The organism is Mesorhizobium sp. B2-5-4, assembly GCF_006441095.1.
Taxonomy (GTDB): Bacteria; Pseudomonadota; Alphaproteobacteria; order Rhizobiales; family Rhizobiaceae; genus Mesorhizobium; species Mesorhizobium salmacidum.
Genome location: NZ_VFUR01000007.1, coordinates 84,121 through 105,907, shown reverse-complemented (window position 1 = coordinate 105,907; position 21,787 = coordinate 84,121). Strand labels below are relative to the sequence as shown.

Annotated in this window: 19 protein-coding genes and 1 pseudogene; 6 read left to right on the top strand and 14 right to left on the bottom strand. The window is 59.3% G+C overall.

Annotated features, from left to right (window positions below):
• Positions 1-27: 27 nt before the first annotated feature.
• Complete coding sequence (locus tag FJ492_RS11010) at positions 28-2,142, bottom strand: catalase (RefSeq protein WP_140746971.1); 2,115 nt, start codon at positions 2,140-2,142, stop codon at positions 28-30.
• Between the two features lie 755 nt (positions 2,143-2,897).
• Here FJ492_RS11010 and FJ492_RS11000 point away from each other — a divergent pair.
• Both FJ492_RS11000 and FJ492_RS10995 read left to right on the top strand, forming a co-directional pair.
• On the top strand, positions 2,898-3,215 hold the full coding sequence (locus FJ492_RS11000) for a SemiSWEET transporter (RefSeq protein WP_027146084.1): 318 nt from the start codon (positions 2,898-2,900) through the stop codon (positions 3,213-3,215).
• Positions 3,216-3,597: 382 nt separating this feature from the next.
• Positions 3,598-4,641 (top strand): SDR family oxidoreductase, encoded by a 1,044-nt coding sequence (locus tag FJ492_RS10995; RefSeq protein ID WP_140746974.1) that lies wholly within the window; start codon positions 3,598-3,600, stop codon positions 4,639-4,641.
• A gap of 1,105 nt (positions 4,642-5,746) precedes the next feature.
• On the opposite strand, the gene FJ492_RS10985 is transcribed toward FJ492_RS10995, so the two are convergent.
• The 3 genes and pseudogenes from FJ492_RS10985 to FJ492_RS10975 all read right to left on the bottom strand — a co-directional run bounded on the left by FJ492_RS10985 (position 5,747) and on the right by FJ492_RS10975 (position 6,935).
• Entirely contained in the window at positions 5,747-6,175 is a 429-nt protein-coding gene (locus FJ492_RS10985; protein WP_140746977.1) for a DUF1810 domain-containing protein, read from the bottom strand.
• A 205-nt stretch (positions 6,176-6,380) separates the two neighbouring features.
• Positions 6,381-6,598, bottom strand: a pseudogene (locus FJ492_RS29155) (DNA repair exonuclease); the annotation flags it as partial.
• 154 nt (positions 6,599-6,752) lie between these two features.
• Entirely contained in the window at positions 6,753-6,935 is a 183-nt protein-coding gene (locus tag FJ492_RS10975) for a CsbD family protein (protein WP_027143691.1), read from the bottom strand.
• A gap of 291 nt (positions 6,936-7,226) precedes the next feature.
• Here FJ492_RS10975 and FJ492_RS10970 point away from each other — a divergent pair, with 291 nt between their 5' ends.
• Complete coding sequence (locus tag FJ492_RS10970) at positions 7,227-8,261, top strand: PAS domain-containing protein (RefSeq protein WP_140746980.1); 1,035 nt, start codon at positions 7,227-7,229, stop codon at positions 8,259-8,261.
• A gap of 313 nt (positions 8,262-8,574) precedes the next feature.
• Complete coding sequence (locus FJ492_RS10965) at positions 8,575-10,662, top strand: HWE histidine kinase domain-containing protein (RefSeq protein ID WP_140746983.1); 2,088 nt, start codon at positions 8,575-8,577, stop codon at positions 10,660-10,662.
• A 449-nt stretch (positions 10,663-11,111) separates the two neighbouring features.
• On the opposite strand, the gene FJ492_RS10955 is transcribed toward FJ492_RS10965, so the two are convergent.
• Entirely contained in the window at positions 11,112-11,633 is a 522-nt protein-coding gene (locus tag FJ492_RS10955) for an SRPBCC domain-containing protein (protein ID WP_140510087.1), read from the bottom strand.
• The gene (locus FJ492_RS10950) at positions 11,611-11,976 is read right to left on the bottom strand and encodes a metalloregulator ArsR/SmtB family transcription factor (RefSeq protein WP_140746989.1); all 366 of its coding nucleotides are present in this window, start codon (positions 11,974-11,976) and stop codon (positions 11,611-11,613) included. The genes FJ492_RS10955 and FJ492_RS10950 overlap by 23 nt, the downstream gene beginning before the upstream one ends.
• A 465-nt stretch (positions 11,977-12,441) precedes the next feature.
• Here FJ492_RS10950 and nadE point away from each other — a divergent pair, with 465 nt between their 5' ends.
• Positions 12,442-13,281 (top strand): ammonia-dependent NAD(+) synthetase, encoded by an 840-nt coding sequence (gene nadE / locus FJ492_RS10945; RefSeq protein WP_140746992.1) that lies wholly within the window; start codon positions 12,442-12,444, stop codon positions 13,279-13,281.
• Positions 13,282-13,396: 115 nt separating this feature from the next.
• Here nadE and FJ492_RS10940 read toward each other — a convergent pair whose 3' ends face one another.
• Entirely contained in the window at positions 13,397-13,603 is a 207-nt protein-coding gene (locus FJ492_RS10940) for a hypothetical protein (RefSeq protein WP_140510081.1), read from the bottom strand.
• 301 nt (positions 13,604-13,904) lie between these two features.
• Between FJ492_RS10940 and FJ492_RS10935 the strand changes: the two genes are divergently transcribed.
• The gene (locus FJ492_RS10935; RefSeq protein WP_140510079.1) at positions 13,905-14,210 is read left to right on the top strand and encodes a hypothetical protein; all 306 of its coding nucleotides are present in this window, start codon (positions 13,905-13,907) and stop codon (positions 14,208-14,210) included.
• A 339-nt stretch (positions 14,211-14,549) separates the two neighbouring features.
• Here FJ492_RS10935 and FJ492_RS10930 read toward each other — a convergent pair whose 3' ends face one another.
• The 7 genes from FJ492_RS10930 to FJ492_RS10900 all read right to left on the bottom strand — a co-directional run bounded on the left by FJ492_RS10930 (position 14,550) and on the right by FJ492_RS10900 (position 21,706).
• The gene (locus tag FJ492_RS10930; RefSeq protein WP_140746995.1) at positions 14,550-14,753 is read right to left on the bottom strand and encodes a KTSC domain-containing protein; all 204 of its coding nucleotides are present in this window, start codon (positions 14,751-14,753) and stop codon (positions 14,550-14,552) included.
• A 147-nt stretch (positions 14,754-14,900) separates the two neighbouring features.
• Complete coding sequence (locus tag FJ492_RS10925; protein ID WP_140714608.1) at positions 14,901-16,541, bottom strand: ABC transporter ATP-binding protein; 1,641 nt, start codon at positions 16,539-16,541, stop codon at positions 14,901-14,903.
• Positions 16,531-17,355 carry an ABC transporter permease gene (locus tag FJ492_RS10920; protein WP_246672792.1) on the bottom strand — a complete coding sequence of 275 codons (825 nt, stop codon included), beginning with the start codon at positions 17,353-17,355 and terminating at the stop codon, positions 16,531-16,533. The genes FJ492_RS10925 and FJ492_RS10920 overlap by 11 nt, the downstream gene beginning before the upstream one ends.
• Positions 17,356-17,420: 65 nt before the next feature.
• Positions 17,421-18,467, bottom strand: coding sequence for an ABC transporter permease (locus FJ492_RS10915; protein WP_140510073.1), 1,047 nt, complete (start codon positions 18,465-18,467; stop codon positions 17,421-17,423).
• A gap of 63 nt (positions 18,468-18,530) precedes the next feature.
• Positions 18,531-20,138 carry an ABC transporter substrate-binding protein gene (locus tag FJ492_RS10910; RefSeq protein ID WP_140746998.1) on the bottom strand — a complete coding sequence of 536 codons (1,608 nt, stop codon included), beginning with the start codon at positions 20,136-20,138 and terminating at the stop codon, positions 18,531-18,533.
• 120 nt (positions 20,139-20,258) lie between these two features.
• Entirely contained in the window at positions 20,259-20,612 is a 354-nt protein-coding gene (locus tag FJ492_RS10905) for a Rieske (2Fe-2S) protein (protein WP_140510069.1), read from the bottom strand.
• 11 nt (positions 20,613-20,623) lie between these two features.
• The gene (locus tag FJ492_RS10900; RefSeq protein WP_140747001.1) at positions 20,624-21,706 is read right to left on the bottom strand and encodes an amidohydrolase family protein; all 1,083 of its coding nucleotides are present in this window, start codon (positions 21,704-21,706) and stop codon (positions 20,624-20,626) included.
• Positions 21,707-21,787 lie beyond the last annotated feature (81 nt).

Sequence of the window (21,787 nt, the reverse complement as noted above, 5' to 3'; positions counted from 1 at the left end):
AACTCCTTTTTGGATGTGTCGAGCCTGCTATAGCTTGACCGCCATTTCGCGGCTCCAGAGCCGAAGCTTGCGGCAGGATGCGATGAACTTGGCGACAGCCTTCGGATCATAGAGCCCAATCAGGCCCTCGTCGGCTTCCGGATCGACGCCGGCCCTCTGCAACAACGGAATGCTCCCCGAAGTGAAAGCGATGAACTTGCAGTGGGCGAAAGCGTCGGCAACGAAATCCCGCGCAGCAGCCTCACCAGTCAAGCGCTCAGCTCCCTCTTCAGAGAGGAGGAGCGCAACCGCGTCGAACAGGACTGAAGGCCCGCCGTCGATCATGTGCTTCGCCGCTATCCAGCTTCCGTCGGCGGCTTCGACGCCGCCGACCTTTGGCGCGACAACCTCCATGACGGCGCCTTCTTTCTCGATCGCCGACTGCAACTTCTTCAGCAGCGAGGCATCGGCGCCGGGACCGACGAGCACTCCGACCTTGCGGCCAGCGAAACTCTCCGGCCCGTTCTCGATGATGCTGAGCGCCGGCGACGGTTCGAGATCGCGGGGCGCAACAGCGGCGTCCGCAGGCTGAGGAAGGTCCTTCATGCCGAGTTTATCGGCAACGGTTTCGGCAAGTCCCTCATCGATATTTAGAAGATGCGCGACCATGCGCTCGCGGATAGCGACCGTCTCGACCTTGCTGAGCTCGAAGGTGAGGGCCATGGCGACATGACGCTGCTCCGGGGCGGTCTGGCTGTTGAAGAACTGGCGCGCCTGGCTGTAGTGGTCCGCGAAGCTCTCGGCGCGTAGTCGGACTTTCTGGCCCTGTTCCGCGTCGGCGAACGACCTGAACCCGCGCTCGCGAGATTCGCGCGGTCCTTCGCCAAACGAATTCGGCTGGTAGTTCACGCGTCCAACCGGGTTGCGCATGGCCATGTGGCCGTCCTGCTGGAAATGATGGAACGGGCATTTGGGCGCGTTGATCGGGATGTGCGTGAAGTTCGGACTGCCCAGCCGCTTGAGCTGTGTGTCGAGATAGGAGAAGTTGCGGCCCTGTAGTAGGGGGTCGTTGGAGAAGTCGATGCCCGGCGGCACGTTCTGCGTCATGAACGCGACCTGCTCGGTCTCAGCGAAGAAGTTATCAGGCATACGGTCGAGCACTAGGCGACCGACCGGAATCGGACGCAGGATTTCCTCCGGAATGATCTTGGTCGGGTCGAGAACGTCAAAGTCAAAACTGTCGGCAAACTCCTGGTCGAATAGCTGAAGGTTGAGCTCCCATTCCGGGAAATCACCGGACTGGATCGCATTCCACAGGTCGCGCCGGTGGAAATCCGGGTCGGCGCCGTTGATCTTGACGGCTTCGTTCCAAACCACCGACTGCATGCCGAGCTTTGGCTTCCAGATAAATTTGACGAAGGTGGATTCGTCCTTCGCATTGACCAACCTGAAGGTGTGGACCCCAAAGCCCTGCATGAACCGGAAGGAGCGCGGGATGGCACGATCGGACATGACCCACATGATCATGTGCATCGATTCCGGCGTGAGGCTTATGAAGTCCCAGAAATTGTCATGGGCCGACTGGGCCTGCGGAAAGGCGCGATCGGGCTCCGGCTTCACGGAATGGATGACATCCGGAAACTTGATAGCGTCTTGGATGAAGAACACCGGAATGTTGTTGCCGACCAAATCCCAATTGCCCTCCTGCGTATAGAATTTGACCGCGAACCCGCGAACGTCGCGCGCGAGATCGAACGAACCTTTCGATCCGGCGACAGTCGAGAAGCGCACGAAAACCGGCGTCTTTTCTCCGGCGCGCTGAAAGATGTCGGCGCGCGTGTAGGCGGACAGCGACTCGTAGGTCTCGAAAAAGCCGTGGGCGCCATAGCCTCTCGCATGGACGACGCGCTCGGGAATTCGCTCGTGGTCGAAGTGGAAGATTTTCTCCCGGAAATGGAAGTCTTCGATGAGCGCCGGTCCGCGCTCGCCGATCTTCAATGTGTTCTGGTCATCAGCCACGGGACCGCCTTGCGCGGTAGTCAGGATGGGGGTATCGGTATCCCCTTCCGCGACCTGGTGAAGCTCCCCTCCATTACCGCGCGTCAGCTTTTGATCATGGATCGTCGCGGGCTTGCCCGACGACTGTCTAGCGGTCTTGGCCATGCTAATATTTCCTGTTTGAGAAACCTGACTTCAGAACACTCTCAATGCCGGCCTCACCCTTAAGTTCCTTGTGACAGCGGCCCAGTTCCTCTTTTGGGAAAGACTGCGCCGGAGTATTGCCGCCCTTTCGAGAGCGGCCACCCCACCCTCTGGAACCAAGACCGCCGAGTGCAGTTTTGTCGGGGACAAAACTGAGGTGAACATTCGATCGCAAGCGCCGGGGAAGACGCTGATTTAACCGCCAGGCTTGCACGCGAACACGGCGTTTCCGACGTGAGGGCGGTCTTTCAAGCCTTGCGCCGCGGTGGCGGAACCATGGCCCACTTCAGCCATGCCGACTTCGGCGGGACGTCGCAATGGTCTTCCGGCATGACCATGGTCGGCGACATGTTCAACGACAGCCTTAAAGCAAAGCTCAATGCCATTGCGGGTGAACTGTCGAGGCACCTGCGAGCACCCCCGCAGGACCGGGCTGATGATCGCGCCACGCCGGGTCATGGTGGCTCCAGGAGCTTGGTGATCCTTCATCTGACGGATCTCAGAATGGTCTGCGCTACGCGGTGTTTCCCTAAAACGTCCCCAGTCATCGACGACCACGACATACGACACCAGCGACCAACAGATTTCGGGTGTGTCTCAAGCGCAGAGCACGGATTCCACGCTCACGTTGGGAAGCCAGCACGGCGTCGTCCGCGTTTCGAGTCTCGCGCAGGCGAATAAGCTCTGAGCCGGACGTTCCTAAGATTGGACTTTCGATGGAAATTGTCACGATCGTCGGATATCTCGCAGCCATATGTTCGATGACCAGCTTTACGCCGCAGGCCTGGAAAATCATCAGAACGCGCGACACTAACAGTATCTCGGCGCCGATGTACGTGCTGACTGTCTTGGGTTTTGCGCTATGGCTGACCTTTGGCCTGATGAAAGACGAATGGCCCATCATCATCACCAATGCGGTCTGCCTCATCCTCTCTGCATTCATCCTCCTGATGACCGTGCTTCCAAGAGCCAAGAAAGAAGCAGTGGCAGAGGCTGTCGACCCGACAGGACGCGCCGGGGATACTAAGAGTTGATCTCCATTGGACGGACAACCGACGCAATCTTCACTGAGGAGCCGGCACCCAACGCTGGCGCAAACTGAAGCCGAGTTTTCCGTAGACATTTGTAGCCAGGGATTTGGACCGAGGCTAAAGGGAAACGGTGATTATGCTTCGGCTCTTGCGAGAAACTGGAGCAGTTCCTTCGCTGAGTCGTCGGCGCTTCCTCCGCCATGAGGTGACCGCAATCAAGGCCCGCCCTTGGCAACAAGCGCGAAGCTTGCTGTGATCGCCCAGGAGATACGCAGCCATCCCTGAGCGCTCGCCGACAGTGTCCCAACCGTACCCCCTTCGAGGCGGCGGAACGCCATGGGAGCTTCACCAGGGCGGCGGCTCCCCTACCTGGAGGTGGTGCGCGATGCCTTCGACCGTATGGCTCGGCATGGGCGCAAACCTGCTGGGCTGTCAGCGAGAACGGGCCGAAAGCGTTCGGTCCGTTTTCGGCATGGCCGCACTCGAAAGCGCCTTTTTGCCTCCAAGGAGCAGCACCGCACTGGGCGCTGGACGAGATTTGGTGAGTACAAAACCGGCCGCAGGCGATATCTTGGACAACAGGAGATCAATTCTCGTCACGATACATTGGGAGGACGACGTGAACAATTCCACTGGTGGTTCTTTGGGCGTCGCTGTCATTACCGGCGCATCCTCCGGAATCGGCAAAGCTTTTGCCGAGCGCCTGGCCAGCGACGGGTACGACGTCGTGCTCGTCGCCCGGCGGCGCGACCGGCTCGAGTCGGTAGCCCGCGAGATTGAGGCCGGCGGCGCCTCCGCGGAAATCATCGTCGCCGATCTGGCGCTGTCGAAAGGCCTCGACAAGGTGGAACAGCGGATCCGGTCCGGGGACGTATCGCTGCTCGTCAACAACGCCGGTTTCCAGACCTACATGCCGTTCGTCGACCTCTCGATCGACCGCGCCGAGGAAGAGGTCGCCGTGCAGATAACTGCGGTCATGCGTTTGTCGCATGCGGCACTTCCTGCGATGATTGCGCGCGGCGAAGGCGCCATCGTCAATGTCTCTTCCCTGCTCAGCTTCAGCGGAAGCCTGAACTTCCCGTTCCTGCCGAAGCGCTCGGTTTATGCCGCAACGAAAGCCTTCGTCACCACCTTCAGCGAGCTTCTGGCGGCTGAACTCCAGGGCAAAGGTATTCGCGTCCAGGCGCTTTGTCCCGCAGTCGTCAGGACAGAATTCCATGACATCGACGGCAAGCCGGTCCTCAGGCCCAATGTGCCGGTGATGGAGCCGGCCGACGTCGTCAAGGCATCCTTGGCTGGCCTCCGGCAGGGTGACACGGTCTGCATTCCGGCCTTGGAGGAAGGGGGCAGGCTCTCCGCTGTCGCGGACGCAAATCGCGCCCTGTTCGATGCCGGTCGCGGCGCCCAACTCGCAACTCGGTATCGCTGACGGACGAAGCGCAGGCCTTTGTTGCTATGTAGGTTGCGGTAGCGGCGCCTGGTGAACGACGAAGTCTCAGTCGTGGCAAATCCCCACGCCCGATTGATTGCCATCGAGGAGACAGGCCAGCGCGGGATACCCGACAGCCAGATCGCGGACGGTCGCACTGCATCTCGCCATCCCAGTATGACCTTCAGCTTCAAGAGGCGGCCAAGACTTGTTAGACGCAGGAACGACTGATGTGGCTACGTCCATTGCCCAAGGATGGACACTGGAGAGACGGCCGAGACGCTCCACAAGCTCGCTATTGAGCATCTCGAACAGCTAAAGGCTACAACGGCCTAAACGCTCCGGCACGGTTCGGCATTCCGACACGCCACATGTCGGATTATTTGCATTCAAACGAATTTTGCGACGCTATAGATGCTGCCTCAACGTAAGTTCTGGGAGGAAAGCATGGCTCCGCACGAGCAGCATGCCGTTGAAATCATCCGGGAGAGGAAATGGTCGGTGCGTGTGACCGCCTATGGCAGCTCCCTCACGTTGCCCTTCGAAGCTGAAGAGTACGCCCGCTCATATGCGGATGGTCAGGCGTTCCGGCTCGGTGTCCAAGTTGTCGAACTCAGGAGGTGCGCTTAGCCGCAGCAATCGGGGAACCTTCTCCCGCGCTCGGTGTTTGGCCGCGAAGGAGAATTTATATGAGTGGACCGGGCACCATTTGGACGCTGAGTATCGTCGGACCTGTCATCCTCGCCTTGATAATCATCTATGCTCTGCTGAATCAAAGGAGGCTTTCACGGCGCGTGGAAATCCACCAGGATGAAGCGGTCAATAAGCTCTATGAGGACCCCCAAGGGCGCTCCTCACCGGCTGGCGCGGTCCGAGCACAAGAGGCAGAGATTCGACTTCGTCAGAAATAGCCGGCTCTCTTGCTCCTAACGGCGTTGCTGGGGTGGAGAGCTGTGCTAGGGGTCTCTAGCCCGGGCCCAAGGCGGCGGCCGTCGAAACGTCTTCGCGGGCACGTCTCGCAGCAGGGCATCGACGATTGCAGCCTTGGCCGGCAACCACGCTGCCTGCCAGGAATCGCCGTGACCGTCGCATGCGTCGAGCTGTTTCAGAGCAGGTCCAGCGTGCGCTGGTCGCGCTCGCCGCCGAAGAAGCGGTCTAGTGCCTCGCGGAAGATTGAGCCGTCGACGCCGGCGGTTTCGCCAAACAGCGTCATTGATGAGCAGAACTTCACATCGTCTGGAGAGCCGAAGATTTCGTGTGCTGAGCGGCCGTTTACACCAAGAGCCGCGGCTGTCGCATGATGCAGGCGTTCGCCAAGAACGGCATCGGCCAGATACGCCCGCGCTTCATCCTTGGACGAGATGCCATAGTACTGCGCGTTCGGCGAGTGTCCGAGTCCACGCAGCTGCGGGAAAACAAACCACATCCAGTGGGAATGCTTGCGGCCAGCGCGCAGCTCGGCCAGGGCGGCTTCGAAGACCGGCTCCTGGGCGGCACGAAAGCGCGCCAAGTCGTATGGATCGTCAAAGGCCATGCTTAGCTGACTGGCCGGTTCTGGCGTGCGCCGGCGAATAGCGCGCGCTTTAGTCGGTGGCTGCAATAATATACCCCAACCAAATATGCAGATCGTCGCTGGCCGCGAATTTTGTAAGTTCGTAACGGTTCCAGGGCATGGTGGTCTCACATCTTGTAGCCGGGCTTTTTTAGATCTTGTCCCCCTGGTGGATGAGGTCGGGAACAATCGAGGTCTGGTCGCCATTGTAAAGATCTCCGGCAATGACCAGAGCATCGACACGCGCCGCTAGGCAAAGGTCCACTATTGGAGCGAATGCCTGTCGGCTGGCATCACCGACGAGCTCGGCGACCTCAGAATTTCTGAGCGCGAGCGAGCGTAACGGGAATCGAGATGGATGTCGGCCGTATGAATAGATCGAAATTTATTCCGTGAACTCTCCAAGCCTGAACAGAGGGCTGTAGTTCGTCCAGATTAGCAGAAAGGTGCTACAGGCAGTTCAATGGCCTGATGAAGACTGAAAGCGGCATCCTTTCCTATTTGGGTTAGCCCAGCAACCTGAACCCTCGCAGCATCGCCGCGTCGTCAAGCTCGGCGTTCAATCCTTCAAGGCGTCCCGAATTGCGTCCTTTGCCTTGCCAACCCCCTTTTGCAGGCTGCCTTCGGCCTTGTCGGCGGCCCCATCAGCGCGAAGCTTGTCGTCGCCCGTTGCCTTTCCGACCTTGTCCTTTACCTCGCCGCGCAGCTTCTTTGCTGAGCCCTTGACTTCGTCCTTGTGCATGGTCCTTCTCCTCGGTTGATCAGAACCAACGTGTGCGGCATCTGAAATGTTCCAGAGGAGCAGGAATAGCCACGTGCCGGCGCCGTGCCACCCCACCCCGATGCGCTAACCTCATTGCACACCTTCCCGAATGGCGGCGGGTGATAAACGCCATTCTCCCGCAGTTGATTGCACCTTTTGCCTTCGAACAGCGACCGAAGCTTTGAAGGACGGTGAGGTGTACTGACCATTTCCAAGGGAAACGTTTTAGTTCCATCGACGTTGAGCTCATGTCAGCTCAGGGAAACATCGATGGACAGCGAAGGCACATCCGGTCTCCACGGTGATGAACCGGTCGCCGTTACCGATCGGGCTATGCCTGATGTAAAGGAACTGGCTACGATAGCCCTACAACGGACGAGAATGCCGATGGTGGTGACTGACGCCACCCAGGAAGATTTTCCTATCGTACTAGCGAACCAGGCTTTTCTGAACCTCACGCGCTATGGGGCAAGTGAGGTGCTTGGACGCAATTGCCGGTTTCTTCAAGGCGCAGCGACATCCCCTGCGGCCATCGCCGAGATCCGAGCAGGATTGCAGGAGGAGCGTGAGATCAACGTCGAGTTGCTGAACTACCGGAAAGATGGATCGGCGTTCTGGAATCTGCTGCACATCAGTCCAATCCATGACGACGATGGCCGTCTGGTTTACCATTTCGCATCTCAGATAGACCGCACAGATTTTCGCAGGATCGAGAGCCTAGAAGCGTCAGAGCATCGGTTGCTTTTGGAGGTGGACCATCGAGCCAACAATGTACTTGCCCTTGTCGACAGCATCGTACGCTTGACGAGATCTGACGACCCCGCGCTATATGCCGCCTCGGTCCAAAGGCGCATACAGGCCCTGGCTAGGGCGCATGGCTTGTTGTCGCAGCGGGGCTGGCACGAGATTCCATTGCAGGAAACAATCTCGTCTCAGATTGAGCCGTACGGAGCGTCTCGCGCTCTGCTGGATGGTCCGGATGTCATGCTTGCAGCGCATTCTGTTCAGCCCTTGGCGCTGTTCATTCATGAACTAGCAGTCAACGCCGCTTCCCACGGCTCGCTTTCGAAAGAGACGGGTCAGCTACAAATAAAATGGCAAGCCAGACCCCAGAATAATGGTTTTATCCTCGAGTGGCAGGAGACCGGCGGACCGCCCCCACCCACGCCTCGGCGAAAGGGTTTCGGGACACTCATGACCGAAGCTACAATACAGCGACAGCTTCAGGGGTCGTTACACCGCGAGTGGTCCGATCAAGGGGTAAGGATCGTAGCTGAAGTGCCCAACGTCACAGTCTCGCGATAAAGAGAGGCTGCATGTCCATGGCGGTCTCTGCCTAGCATTGTGCTCGCACCTGAACGCCATCGTCCTTCTGGTTTGCACGATGGCTGCTTCGGCAGCGACAACCCTGCTGCCGCAATCCAAAGCTTGCGGAAATGAAGAGCAAAGGCGGACCGGTTCCGGGCTCGACCTTGATGGGCCCGCGCAAGCCGGCAAGCGAGACGACAGCGCCCGCTTCGCCGGACCAGGGGTCCAACGGCACTATATTCGCTTGAACTAACGCTTGCTGTTCCTGGCCCGCTGACTATGGTTGAGGGTTCCTGAGGCGGCACGGGATATGGACTTGCCTCGTCGATCAGTTCGATCGCACCTGCTTGGTTTGATCGCCGCCGCGGTTGTCCCGGTTTGGCTGTTTGCCGGCTATTTACTAGGCCAGTATGCCCTGCATGAACGATATCGTTTTGAACAGGATGCCGTGCAAACGGCTCGACAGGTGTCGCTCGTTGTAGAAGGCGAGCTCGCAAATCTCCAAACCATTCTCGACGGCCTTTCCAAATCCGCCGCGCTCGCGAATGGCGATCTGCGAGCCTTCCACCGCGAGGCGCTCGATCTTGTCCATGGGACGGACCGGACGATTGTCCTGCGCGATCTTGGCCGCAATCAGCTGATGAACACCGAAATCGGCTACGGCGCCGCTTTACCGTCCGTGGAACCGATAGCTGCTGTTGACCGCGAGAAACTCAACCGCTCAGGTGTTTTCGTCAGCGATGTTTTCACCGGCAAGGGGTCAGGCGAATACCGCGTTGCTGTTGCCATCCGGGTGCCCGCCCCGAAGGGGGAGGACCTGCTTCTTTCGCTTTCTGTACCGACTGCCCGGATCCGCGATGTTTTGATGCCGGCCGTACCGGAAGGATGGACTGTGGGCGTGGGAGATCGCGACGGAAACTACGTGGCACGTTCCAAGTTGCACGACGAATGGACCGGAAAGCGCGGATTGCCCGAATACGTGGCAAAGATCGTTGGGCGCTCCGGTTCCTTTACATCCCACAACTTCGAAGGGGTGACGCTGCTGGCCGGCTACTACAGATCCCCGTACTCTGATTGGTTCTACACCGCAAACGTGCCTCTTTCAGCGGCGCAGGCGCCGCTTTGGCGCTCGCTTGTGGCGATTTGCGCGATAGGTCTCCTGTCGCTCCTTGTTTCCGTTGCTCTCGGATATGTCGTCGGCAAGAGATTTACACAGGCCACCGCTGAACTGGCGACACGGGCCGAGGCGCTCGGTCATGGCCGCAGCGTCGAACCCCTGTCGACTTCCGTTACGGAGTTCGCCACCATCGCCCAGGCGATGGTGGACGCAGAGCGTGCGATCGCCGAACGGCGGTATGAGTTGGAGGCGGTGTTGGAGACAGCGCCGGCGGCGGTCTGGTTTACTTATGATCCGAAAGCCCTTCAGGTGATCCGCAACCGCTTCGCGGCCGAACTCATGGGCCTGCCGACGGATGCGCACAAATCCTTCGGCAGGCCCGAGCTCGTCATCGACACCGTGGCCGTCAAGGACGGCCACATAGTGAGCCGCGAAGACCGCCCACTTAGCCGCGCCATGCGCGGGCAGCTGACCGATCATGAAGAGTTCGCCTACACGCTGCCATCAGGGGTCGAGCGCTTTCTACTTTCCAGCGCACGTCCAATTCGCGACCCGGCCGGCGACATTATAGGCGCCGTACAAATCAGTCTCGACATCACGGACCGGAAACGCGGTGAGGAGCACCTGAAACTGTTGACCAACGAGCTGAACCATCGCGTGAAGAATATCCTTGCTGTGGTTCAGTCCATTGCCACCCAGACACTCCGCAACGCCACAAGTTTGCCCGAAGCAGGACGCACGCTCTCCAGCCGTCTCGTCTCGCTGGCCAAGGCTAACGACCTGCTGACGCAGCAGAACTGGAGTGGCGCCGACGTCAAGGATCTGATTGCCACATCAATCCGCTCACACGCTCCGATCGAGCGCTTCAAGATCAGTGGCGAGTCTGTTTGGCTTCCACCGAACGTCGCTCTTTCAGCCGCTCTTGCTTTTCATGAGCTTACGACGAATGCGCTAAAGTATGGAGCGCTGTCGAACGATACAGGCACGGTGTCGATTCAGTGGAAGCTTCTCGGTCAAAAACAGCATCGCTGGCTGGATCTAGAATGGCGCGAACGGGGAGGTCCGGCTGTGGAACCTGTCGAGCGAAAGGGCTTCGGCACGCAGCTCCTCGAGCGTGTATTCGCGTCCCGCACCTCAGGACGTGTCACTCTGAAGTTCCTTAAATCGGGACTGATCTGCAACATGCGAGTGAGTTTTGCGTCTGAGCTCAATCCCGTGGTGGACAACAACGACACCTCCGAGCGGAATCGTAGAAAGTTTTCCCGGCAACGCTCCGGGTGATCGAACGCGCCGCTCACCCGGGACGCGAACCGCTATGGCGGTTGCCACTGGCGGTCATCGGGTCATCACCGCTCACCCATTCGTCGGGATCTCTGTCCACGTTGGCCGAGGCATCGTTCTTGCGCGTAGGTCTTCCATGCAATCTCGTGTCGCCGCGGTTCATTTGAGTGATGTCTAGCGCCAACCTAATGGTGGAGGTCGGTCAGGCCTTGGCATCAAGCGGGGGGCTGCGCTTGGCCGCTTCGCTGAAGGTCGAGAGCATCCTGTGCCGGCTCGGCCTCAGTAAGTCATCGACGGCCTCAATGTCCTCGGCCGCCGCCCTCAACTGGCAGCCCCCTCGCCCAGGCGCACCGAGCCAAATGCCCGGTGAAGCGCTCGACCTCGACGCTCCCTGAGCTAGGGGACACCGCAGGTGACAGGCTATGCGGCCGAGCGCGAGATCTAAGACTTCATGAACGGCCGGCGCTGCCGTGCAGCGTGACGAGAAGCTTGTCCAGTTGGTCGAATGCCTCGCCCATCGCATCAGCTGCCCCGGTGCCGGCGGCGTCGAGAGCTTCCTTCGAAGGATAGAGCTCATTGACGACTAGCAGTGTCTTGCCCCCCTTTTCCTCGAAGGTTACCGTGGTGAGGGATCCCTCGTCACCGCCTTCGTCATTGCTCCAAACAAGGCGAGAGTACGGTGTCACCTCGATATACCTGCCGAAGAACTCGTCAGTATTCGAGGCATCATGTCCGAACACCAAACGGTACCCGCCCCCTACACGAACGTCCATCTCGCAGGAACGCAGCACCATGCCCGTCGACTTCGGCACCCACCATTGCTTGAACAGCTCGGGTTTGGTCCAGGCCTCAAACACGACGCGCGCCGGACCGTTGAAGCTCCGTGTGACGACCAACTCACGCTCCGACGTCCGTTCCACCGTCGTGGGGTTGTTCGAGGGGGTAGGCTCACTGTTTCTTCTTTTGTCCATCGACTTTCTCCTTGCGTTTCAATTCCTCGACCACCTTGTCCAACGCGTCGAAGCGTGCGTCCCAGAGTTGCCGGTATCTCTCGATCCATGCCGCCTCCTGCTCCAGTCCGCCAAGGCCGAGCTTGCAGGTCCGCACGCGCCCAACCTTCTTCGTGACAACCAGCCCCGCCTGCTCCAGCACGCCCACATGCTTCTTCATGCCGGTTAGGGTCATGTGGAATTTCTCGGCAAGCTCCGTGATCGAAGCGTCCGCACGTCCGAGCTGCTCGAGAACGCCGCGTCGGGTGGAGTCCGAGAGCGCGGCGAACGAGGTATCGAGAGGGACTCTAAAATACTGAACCATGTGGTTCAGTATTTAGCGCCCGGATTGGCGCAATGCAAGGGAGATCAAGCGAACTGGGCGGCGCCTCTGCTGTGGGACGCTCGGCCCGGATCGCGACAACCAACGCAAAGCGCCTGGTCTCGCTTTGCGTGACGATGGCGGGCCAATCAGGCCCGTGGGTCTCCTGAATGAAGGGCTCTCGCATTTCACCGTCGCGAGCTTGATCCACAGCACGCAAGCGTCTCGATCGAGGTTGGGCGTGGACGCGGTGCGATGCCCCTTAAGTGGTCGGATGCGATACACGGTTAGAAGGACCAGAATTCCGCTTCGGCCAAGGTGATGAGCGACCGCCCTGGTCTGACGGCATGGGCTCGGTTATTGAAACATTTTCCGGTTTCCCACGCAGAACGAGACCGGGTTGCCAAACCTGAATCGGGGGCACCAACGACTGCCATGAATCAAGGGAGGACAGGAGCATATCTCGACATGACAGAACAAGAAGCGATCATCAGCGCCTTGGGCGTCGCTCCGGATTTCGATGCCGCATTGGAGGCGCGCCGGCGCAGCGACTTTCTTGGCACCTACCTGCGTGCAGCCGGCCTCAGCACGTATGTGCTGGGCATCAGCGGCGGGGTGGATTCGCTCGCGGCCGCACTTCTGGCTCAACGAGCGGTAACCGAACTGCGGAGCTCAGGATACGATGCCAAGTTTCATGCTGTCCGGCTGCCGTACGGCACACAGGCCGACGAGAGGGACGCACAGCGAGCACTCGACACCATTGGGGCGGACGAAGTGCACAGACTCGACATCAAACCGGCGGCCGACGCAATGCTTGACTCGATCAAGGTGGCTGGCGTGGAACTCGGGGATGCCCATCGGGAGGATTTCGTGCTGGGCAACATCAAGGCCCGTCAGCGCATGATTGCCCAATTCGCGCTCGCTGCTGGCAGCCGAGGACTGGTCATAGGCACCGATCATGCGGCCGAGGCAATGATGGGCTTCTTCACCAAATTCGGCGACGGCGCCGCTGACGTCCTTCCCCTTTCCGGGCTAAACAAACGCAGGGTGCGCGCCCTGGCAGCGCATCTGGGCGCTCCGTCCGAACTTGTCAACAAGGTGCCGACCGCAGATTTGGAGAACCTTGTCCCACTTCGTCCTGACGAAGATGCATATGGGATCACATATGATCAGATCGACGATTTCCTCGAAGGTAAGGAAATCAACGAGGCGGCGCGAAGGCGTATCCTTGATGCGTATTTCAGCACCGCTCATAAGCGCTCGCTTCCGGTGACACCCGATTTTCGGACAGGCTTGCCGGTACCGTAACGTTGTTTCGTCTGTCCTGCCTGTTATCGGATGGGGCACGACAATGCTGGCATTTGCTTACCGTTGAGGTTCGGCGGCCGAGCCGGGATGACAGGTCCGACGGGGGCCGGAGCGATTAGGCCGCTGTGGCCTTGAGCTGTTCGAGATGCTCAACAGCGAGCTTGTACAGCGTCTCCGCCGTCTCTTCCGGAGTCCACCCCTGGGCGGTGGAGGTGGCGACAAGGGCCGCGAAGGCAGTTTCCAGAGCGACCTCGCAATTGACAGGTCGGTCGGGGCTGGTCTCGGCGAGAAGGGGTGGGGCAACTTCAGGGGTTTTTGTCATGCAGAGGAATCCGCGCCGCTGAAAAAGGTTCCAGCGACGGCGGAGGAGTTGTTGGCACCCGTACTTCGCACCCCACTCCGCCACCCAAAAGGGCGCAGTGAACGTGGCAGCGCCAAGCCCGATCGGCTGCGGTGGGCAGCCTTCATACATGCCGGTACGCAGATCCTCGGTTCTCAGCTGCAATTCAAATGATAGGAGGCGCCATGCCTTCCAGGCATGGCCGCGCGGTCGTTTGTTCCTCTGCGCCGTGACACATTACCGCTCGCTTGACGAAGCCGTTGGCCGCCCCAGAATCATGGGAATGGCAAAGGGCATCAACATCGGCGACGAGGTCGTAATCACCGCGACAGTGCGCAAGCGTGTCACTGAGGACCGGGTGAGCGTTTCCATACCCTCCTATGGGCAACCCCACTCGGTCGTGGACCAAACAACGAAGCTGCAGAAGGGACAGCACATCGAGTTGATCGGCAACGTCACCCACATCCAGGAAAACCGTGTAACCGTGAACCTCGGGACTCCCGTCACGGTCGATGCCGCTGTCGTCAGGCTGGTGAACGCCTATAAGGCCCCTACGAGGAGCACACCCCTGGTGGACAAGCCGACATGAGGCCGCCTCCCCACAACAGCAACGAAGTGGAAGAATGCTGGTCGCATAAACCAATGGCTTACTGGATGATTAGCCAACCCACATCCTTCGTATGATCCCGCATGGTGGATCTGGCGAACTAGAGACACTGCAAGTGGATCATTAGCTATTTAGCGCGCCGCCCTGACCGCCCACCGCAGGCTCGCAATTCGCGTTTGCCGAACATCCTGCGAGGTTGTTGGCTCCGGCCTGGTTGGACCCACCTCCCCTCTGATGACGAACATGGGGGCCTTGCGGACGGTCACTGATGGAAGGCAGGCGTGGCAAGCCGCCCCCTAGATAGGATACGCTTGAAGCCTGTTAGCTGTCGCTTCGGCGGTAACGGAAATGGTTGCGGATGTGGCTGTTGAAGTACCGCCCCTTGGCGAAGGCGGATCGAAATGCATCAAAGGTTTCGGGCGGTACATCCTCGAAATCATAACGCTTGTCGTTGGTCATTAGCCATACAGAGAGGATCCGTCTGTCCGGATCGTACTCCGTTCTGCGTATCAAGGTGGATGGCATCGCAGTCAACGGAAGACGGGACCACGCGTTCCTAAGGGCGTCGAAGGGGACCGTTGGCGCGACAACCCTTAGCTCGAAGATGGCCCCTGAGTTTCGGCTAACAGAGAACCGGAAGATAGTCGGCGAATGCCGGTACCGCTTCTATTGCTATTTGAAAATTGGGTCCCGTCGAGCAAGCAGGCCCGTGAGCCAGTCCGGATCCATCTGCGGCACCGAGGAGAGAAGCAGTTCGGTGTAGGCTGCGTGGGGTGGCGTCAGTATCTCGGTTTTCAAACCCTGCTCCACCACCTGCCCTTTGTGCATAACCACGACCTCGTCAGCAATCGCTCTTACCGTCGCGATATCGTGGGTAATGAAGATATAGCTGATGCCGAGTTCGTGCTGCAGGCGCATCAGGAGCTTCAAGATTTCTTCCTGCACAATCTGATCCAGTGCCGAGGTGACCTCGTCACAAATGATGAGCTCCGGATTGGCAGCGAGCGCGCGGGCTATGCAGATCCGCTGCTTCTGGCCACCGGACAATTCACCGGGCAGTCTGTCGAGGAAGCTTTCGTCCATCTCGATCATGTGCATGAGCTCGCCGACCCGCTGGTCGCGCTGCTGCCCCTTCAAGCCTAAGTAGAACTCGAGCGGACGCGAAATTATCTCCTCCACAGTCTGGCGAGGGTTAAGGGCGCTGTCCGGCGACTGATAGACCATTTGGATGCGGCGCAGCAGGTCTTTCGAACGTCCTTTCAAGAAGAGGGCAAGCGGCTTGCCATCAAATGACATCGATCCGGACATCGCAGGCAGCAAACCGGTAACGACGCGCGCGAGCGTCGATTTCCCCGACCCTGATTCGCCCACGACTGCTACCGTCCGGCCGCGCGGAACCTTGATGGACACATCAAGGAGCACCTTAACCCTTCCAGAGTAGGCCGCGGTGACGTTGTCGATGGTCAGTAGATGATCCTGGGTCCGAATCTCCGGCTTCGCGAGCTTGCGCACGGCCCAGAGGGTCCGAGTGTATTCTTGGGTAGGAGCCGTAAGCATCTGTCGCGTATCGGCTTCCTCAACAGTCTGTCCGTGTTGCAAGACCATAATCCGGTCCGCCATCTGCGCCACCACCGCCAGATCGTGCGTCACATAGATCGCTGCTGTGTTGAATTCCTCGACAATCCTGCGGATCGAGGCCAGGACCTCCACTTGCGTCGTCACATCGAGCGCAGTGGTCGGCTCATCGAACACGATCAGGTCGGGCCGGCAAGCCATGGCCATGGCCGTCATGGCTCGCTGCAACTGACCACCGGACACCTGATGCGGATACCGGAAGCCGATGGTCTCAGGTTCTGGAAGCTGGAGGCGTCGATAAAGCTCAATAGCGTCGCGATTGGCCTTGTCTCTGCTGGCGATCCCGTGCGCAACTGCCGTTTCCACGGTTTGATCGAGGAGCCGGTGAGCCGGGTTGAACCAGGCGGCTGCGCTTTGCGCCACATAGGCGATGCGGGAGCCCCGGAGCCGCCGACGGCGGGCTTCGCTCATTGACAAAAGATCGGCACCGTCGAACAGCACCGAGCCCTGGCTAATACGGCACCCCGGCTTGGCATAACCCATTGCCGCAAGGCCGATGGTCGACTTCCCGGCGCCGGATTCGCCGATCAGGCCAAGCACTTCTCCGCGTTTAAGCGAGAGATCGACGCCCCGAACAATCGGGTGCCAGCGCTCGTCCGAGAAGCCTTCAACGTGGAGGTCCCGGACCTTGAGAAGATCTGTTCCCTTTTCGCGCGCCGTGGCACTGCTACTTTTCATCACGAAGTCCGCTGGTTGAATGTAGCAACCAGTCCACGACGAAGTTCACCGCTACCGTCAGGAGGGCAATGGCGCCGGCCGGCAGCAGCGGCGTGACATCGCCATAGGTGATCAGTGTTGCGTTTTCCCGCACCATCGACCCCCAGTCAGCCGATGGCGGCTGTATGCCGACGCCCAGGAACGACAATGCCGCGATGGTCAGAAACACAAAGCAGAATCGCAGGCCAAATTCCGCGATGAGCGGCGGCAGGATGTTGGGCAGGATTTCCTTGCGGAGAATCCATGCGGGACCTTCGCCGCGCAATTGCGCGACCTCGACATACTCCATAACCACTACGTTCAGGCCAACGGCGCGCGCCAGACGAAACACGCGTGTGGAATCCAGCAATGCGATGATCAAGACGAGACTGGTTATCGAAGAGCCGAATATCGAAAGCAGCATCAGCGCAAAAATCAGGCTTGGGATCGACATCAACACGTCCACCGCACGTGACAATATCTGGTCTGGCCACCCCCGGTACATTGCCGCCAGCAGGCCGAGCGTCACACCCGCTGCAAAGGATATGATAGTTGTGGTGACGGCGATGCCGATCGTGTTGCGAGCCCCGTAGATGAGTCGAGTGAGCATGTCGCGACCGAGCTGGTCAGTCCCGAACATAAACTCGTGGCTCCACGGGGCGAATGCCTCGCTAAAGACCTGCGTCTCTCGATAAGGAGCGATGAGAGGCGCAAATAGAGCGACCAGAACGTAGCAGAGGGTTACAACCATGCCGAACCAGGCACTGAGCGGCGCCTTCTTCAGCGCTATCCTCATCCGAGATCGGCGTGTGCGCCTTACCCTGGGCGCTCTCGTGGTCTGGATGAGGGGCTCCGCACTTGTCATCTTGGGTGCAAAAGCCTCGGATTGGTGGCGATCGAAATGATATCGGCGATCAGATTGAGCAGGATGTAGGTGGCGGCGAAGACAAGGGCGCAGGCTTGCACGACTGGTACGTCCCTCGATTTCACGGCATCGACCATCAGTTGGCCGACGCCGGGGTAGACGAACACTACCTCTACGACCACGACGCCGACGATGAGGTAGGCAAGATTGAAGGCGACAACCGTCACGATCGGGGCCCAGGCGTTTGGCAAAGCGTGCCGGAGCACGACCACCATTGGCGTCATTCCCTTCAACCGAGCCATGTCGATATAGGGGCTTGAAAGCATGTTGATGATCGCCGCGCGCGTCATTCGCATCATGTGAGCGACGATGACGAGTGTAAGCGTGATGGACGGCAGAGCCGCACGCCAGACATGCTCCCAAAACGGAGTCTGGTCGCTGATATTCGCCAGGGTCGGGAACTTAGGTACGACGTTCAAGGTCCAGTCGATCGAAGCTGCGAGCCAGACGGGTAAAGACTGTGCGAGATCGGTGCCGGCGAACGTGTCGCGCGAGATGATCAGGAAGGCGAGCATGTAGGCGACGAAGAATTCAGGGAACGAAATTGTCGTAAGTGTCACCGTGTTTACAAGCCGATCGAACCAACTGTTGCGGTAGAGGGCCGCAAGAATACCCAACCCCAACGCCAGCGGCACCGCGACCAGCGCGGTCATTACCGCCAGGAACATGGTGTTGTAGAGACGTGGTGCGATGATCTCCGCGACCGTTCGCCGGTAGCCGGTCCGGCTGGCGAAGGAGGAACCAAAATCACCCTGTGCCATCTTACCAATCCAGCTGAAGTAGCGCTCGATTGGCGGGCGATCGAGGCCGATCTCGTGTTGAAGGGCCGCGACTGTTTCGGGGGTAGCGGCTTGACCGAGCGTCGCCTTGGCGAAGTCGCCAGGCAGCATTGCGATCGCCGAAAAGATGATGATGGAAACGACGAACAACGTGATCAGGCCGAGGCCTAACCGTTGCATAACCGTTTTTGCGACCGGATTCACACGCATGCGCGCAGTCCCAAGAGCGCGCCGTCCGCGGTGCGGGCGGCGCGCTTGGCAAACACCCTATGCTACAGCCATCCACCAGCGCTCGGCCATCTTCAGTCCGTCATTTTCCCAATTTGGCGCCACATCGCCATGGGCGAGTTTCTTGGATTTGGCGCTGACAAAGTTGTTGAACACCAGCACGATAGTACCGCCATCATCATGGGTCAGCTGCTGCATTTCGGCATACATGGCGGCGCGCTTGGCGTCATCCGTCTCGGCTCGGGCTTGGACAAGCAATTCGTTGAAGCGTGGATTCTTCCAGAACGACTCGTTCCAGCTGGATTCGGCTGCGAAGGCTTGCGTGAACATCCAGTCGGCGGTGGCGCGACCGCTCCAATAGGAAGCGCACCAGGGCTTCTTGAGCCAGACGTTGTCCCAATAGGCGTCCTCCGCTTCGCGCACGACATTGACCTCGATGCCGCACTGTGCGGCCGTCTCGCGAATGAGTGCGGCCGCGTCTACTGCACCTGCGAAAGCCGCATCTGCGACCGAGAGATCGACCTTCAGCTTATCCGGCCCCGCCTTCTTCAGATAATGGCGCGCCTTGTCGGGATCGAAACTGTGCTGCGGCTCCGGGTTCTTGTAAAACTTGATCGCCGGCGCGATTGGATCGTCATTGGCAACGGTAGCATGTCCAAGGAAGATCTTGTCGGCGATCTCTTGTCGGTTGATGGCCCATTTCATTGCCATGCGCACATCCGGATTGTCGAAAGGCGCCATGGTGACATTCATCGGCAAAGTATAATGCCCGTAGCCGGTGATCTCGATGATGTCGATTTTGGGATTGCGCTTCAACATGCCGAGTGTTTTCAGGTCGGCGCGGCCAATGTAATCCACTTCCCCGGTCGAGAGCGCAGCCATGCGTGCGGCCAAATCCGTAATGGCGACGAACTCCACCTCATCCAGGTAAGGCTTGCCGTTCTTGAAATAATTCGGATTGCGCTTGAGCTTGGCCGAGACGCCAGGCTGAAAATTCTCGAGCACGAATGCGCCGGTTCGGGCCCCTGATGCCCAATCCGCTTTCCCGTCAACGCTCGGCATGATCACGAGATGATAATCGCTCATAATGTAGGGGAAATCGGCGTTGCCGCTGTCGAGTGTGAATACAACCGTTTCTGGCCCGTCCGCCTTAATGTCCTTCACAGACGCAAGCAGAGGCTTCGCCGCAGATTTGGTGTCGGCGCCCATGTGATACCGCATAGAGGTCACGACGTCGTCTGCCGTCACGCTCTTGCCATTGTGGAAGGTCGCGCCCTTGCGTAGGTTGAAGACCCACGTCTTGGCGCCATTGGAAGATTCGAAGCTTTCTGCCAGGTCCGGCTGTATGCCGCCCTTCGCATCCACCTCCGTCAGGCTGTTAGACATAGCGCCTGAAAAGGCGGTTTGGGAGAAAGTGTCGGGATACCCAGCCGGATCAATAGAATCTGTCGTCGCTCCATGCGCCATGCCGAGCTTTGCGAAGCCGCCTTGCTGCGGTTCTGCTCGTGCCGCAGTGACAAAGAGCTGATCTGCGGCGACGACGGTCAGGCCTGCCGCTAAGCCTAGATGGATGAAGTCACGCCGCGAAACCTTGCCGCTCCCGATAAGACCTTTCGCGATGCGCAGTTTGTACTCTGATTCCGACATTGCCGTTCTCCCATTGCGGATTTTCCGCGTTCTTTTTTCAACCGTCGTCAAGCACGCGATGCGTAAGTGCTCCTTCTCCGCCGTTCTGGTCCTTCGTCGATTTGCCTCCCGTCTGCCAGATCAGGCGGTCACATAGATGTTGCCGTCCTCCACCATGACGGGAAACGTCCGCGCACGCACAGTGGGATCGACCAGCGCCGAACCCGTCTTGATGTCGAACTCCCAGCCATGCCAGGCGCAGCGCACGATCTCGTTTTCCCGGTGATAGATGAAGCGGGCTTCCTCGACAGGCGCGGTCGTCCCGCATTGTGGCCCCTCACAGAGCGGCGCGCCGCGATGCGGACAGATGTTGAGCAGCGCATGGAAGCTCTCTCCGATGCGGAACACGCCCACCGAAAGGCTCCGGACCTTGGCAATGACGGGTGTCCCGGCCTTGATCTCGTCGACGCGGCATATGTAGGTTTTCTCGGCCATGTTCTGCTCCGTCAGGCAGCATTCGCGGTTAGGATGGCAGGAATGCGCTTGTAGACGTCCAGCGCATTCTGACCCATCACCTTCGCTCTCCAGGCTGGCGGGATGTGCAGCGTGTTGGCGTCGTCATAGTCCCAATGCGGATAGTCCGACGCAAACATCAGCGTGTTCTCGCCGTCCATGGCTTCCAGGATGGACCAGAGATGCTGCACGTTGGCCGGCTGCTCCAGCGGCTGTGTGGAGAAGCGTATGTTACGGCGGCAGTACTCCGATGGCAGCATCTTCAGCCATGGTGTTTCCTTGCGCAGCGCCTTGTAGTCGGCGTCGAGGCGCCACAGCACGGTCGGCACCCAGGCGACGCCGCATTCGACTACGACGAAGTAGAGTTCTGGCCATTTCTCGAAGACCCCGTGAGCGATCATGCTGGCGACGTGACTGATCGCCGACATGTGCAGGATGGCGTGCGTTTCCCAGAAGAAGGTCGTGGGGGCAGGCGCGACGGCGTTCCAGTTGACACCACCGTGGCCGCCCAGGTGAATGGCAAACGGCAATCCCATCTCCGCACAGGCTTCGTAGATCGGGTGGTAGAAGGGATCACCATACGGCTTCACGGAGCCTTGGGAGGCTAGAACCTGGACCATGCGGGGGTGAGTGCCGAGCCGACGGATCTCGGCGGCCGCCAGCTTCGGATCCTGAGGCGCAATGATGATGGAACCCATGAAGCGGTTGTCTTTCGGCAACCACTCGGCGATCTGATAGTCATTGTAGGCACTGACCAGCGCACTGGCGTAATATGGGTTTGCGAGAGTCGAGGCTTCTATAGGCTCGTCCCCGGTGAGGATCGCCACACCGACATTGTATTTGTCGAGGTGTTTTTCCTTCATGATCCGGTAGTTGTCGGCTTCGGTCTCGGGTCGCACATCCTTCCGGGAGAAATCCTGCGGATGGAACCAGGGGCGATGGCCATGCGGGAAGGACCCCCTGGGGCCGGTCTTCTCGCCCTCGATGAACATGTCCTTCCAGATCCCGGAAAGATACGGTTCCAATACCGTGGCGCTGGACCAGTAGTTGTGACAATCGCAGTCGACGATAAACACTTTAGCTTTCGCTCCCTCTCCAGACCGCGGCTTTACTTGCCGTTTAGCTCGCCTAGCTTCCGCCTTGACAATTGCCGGATC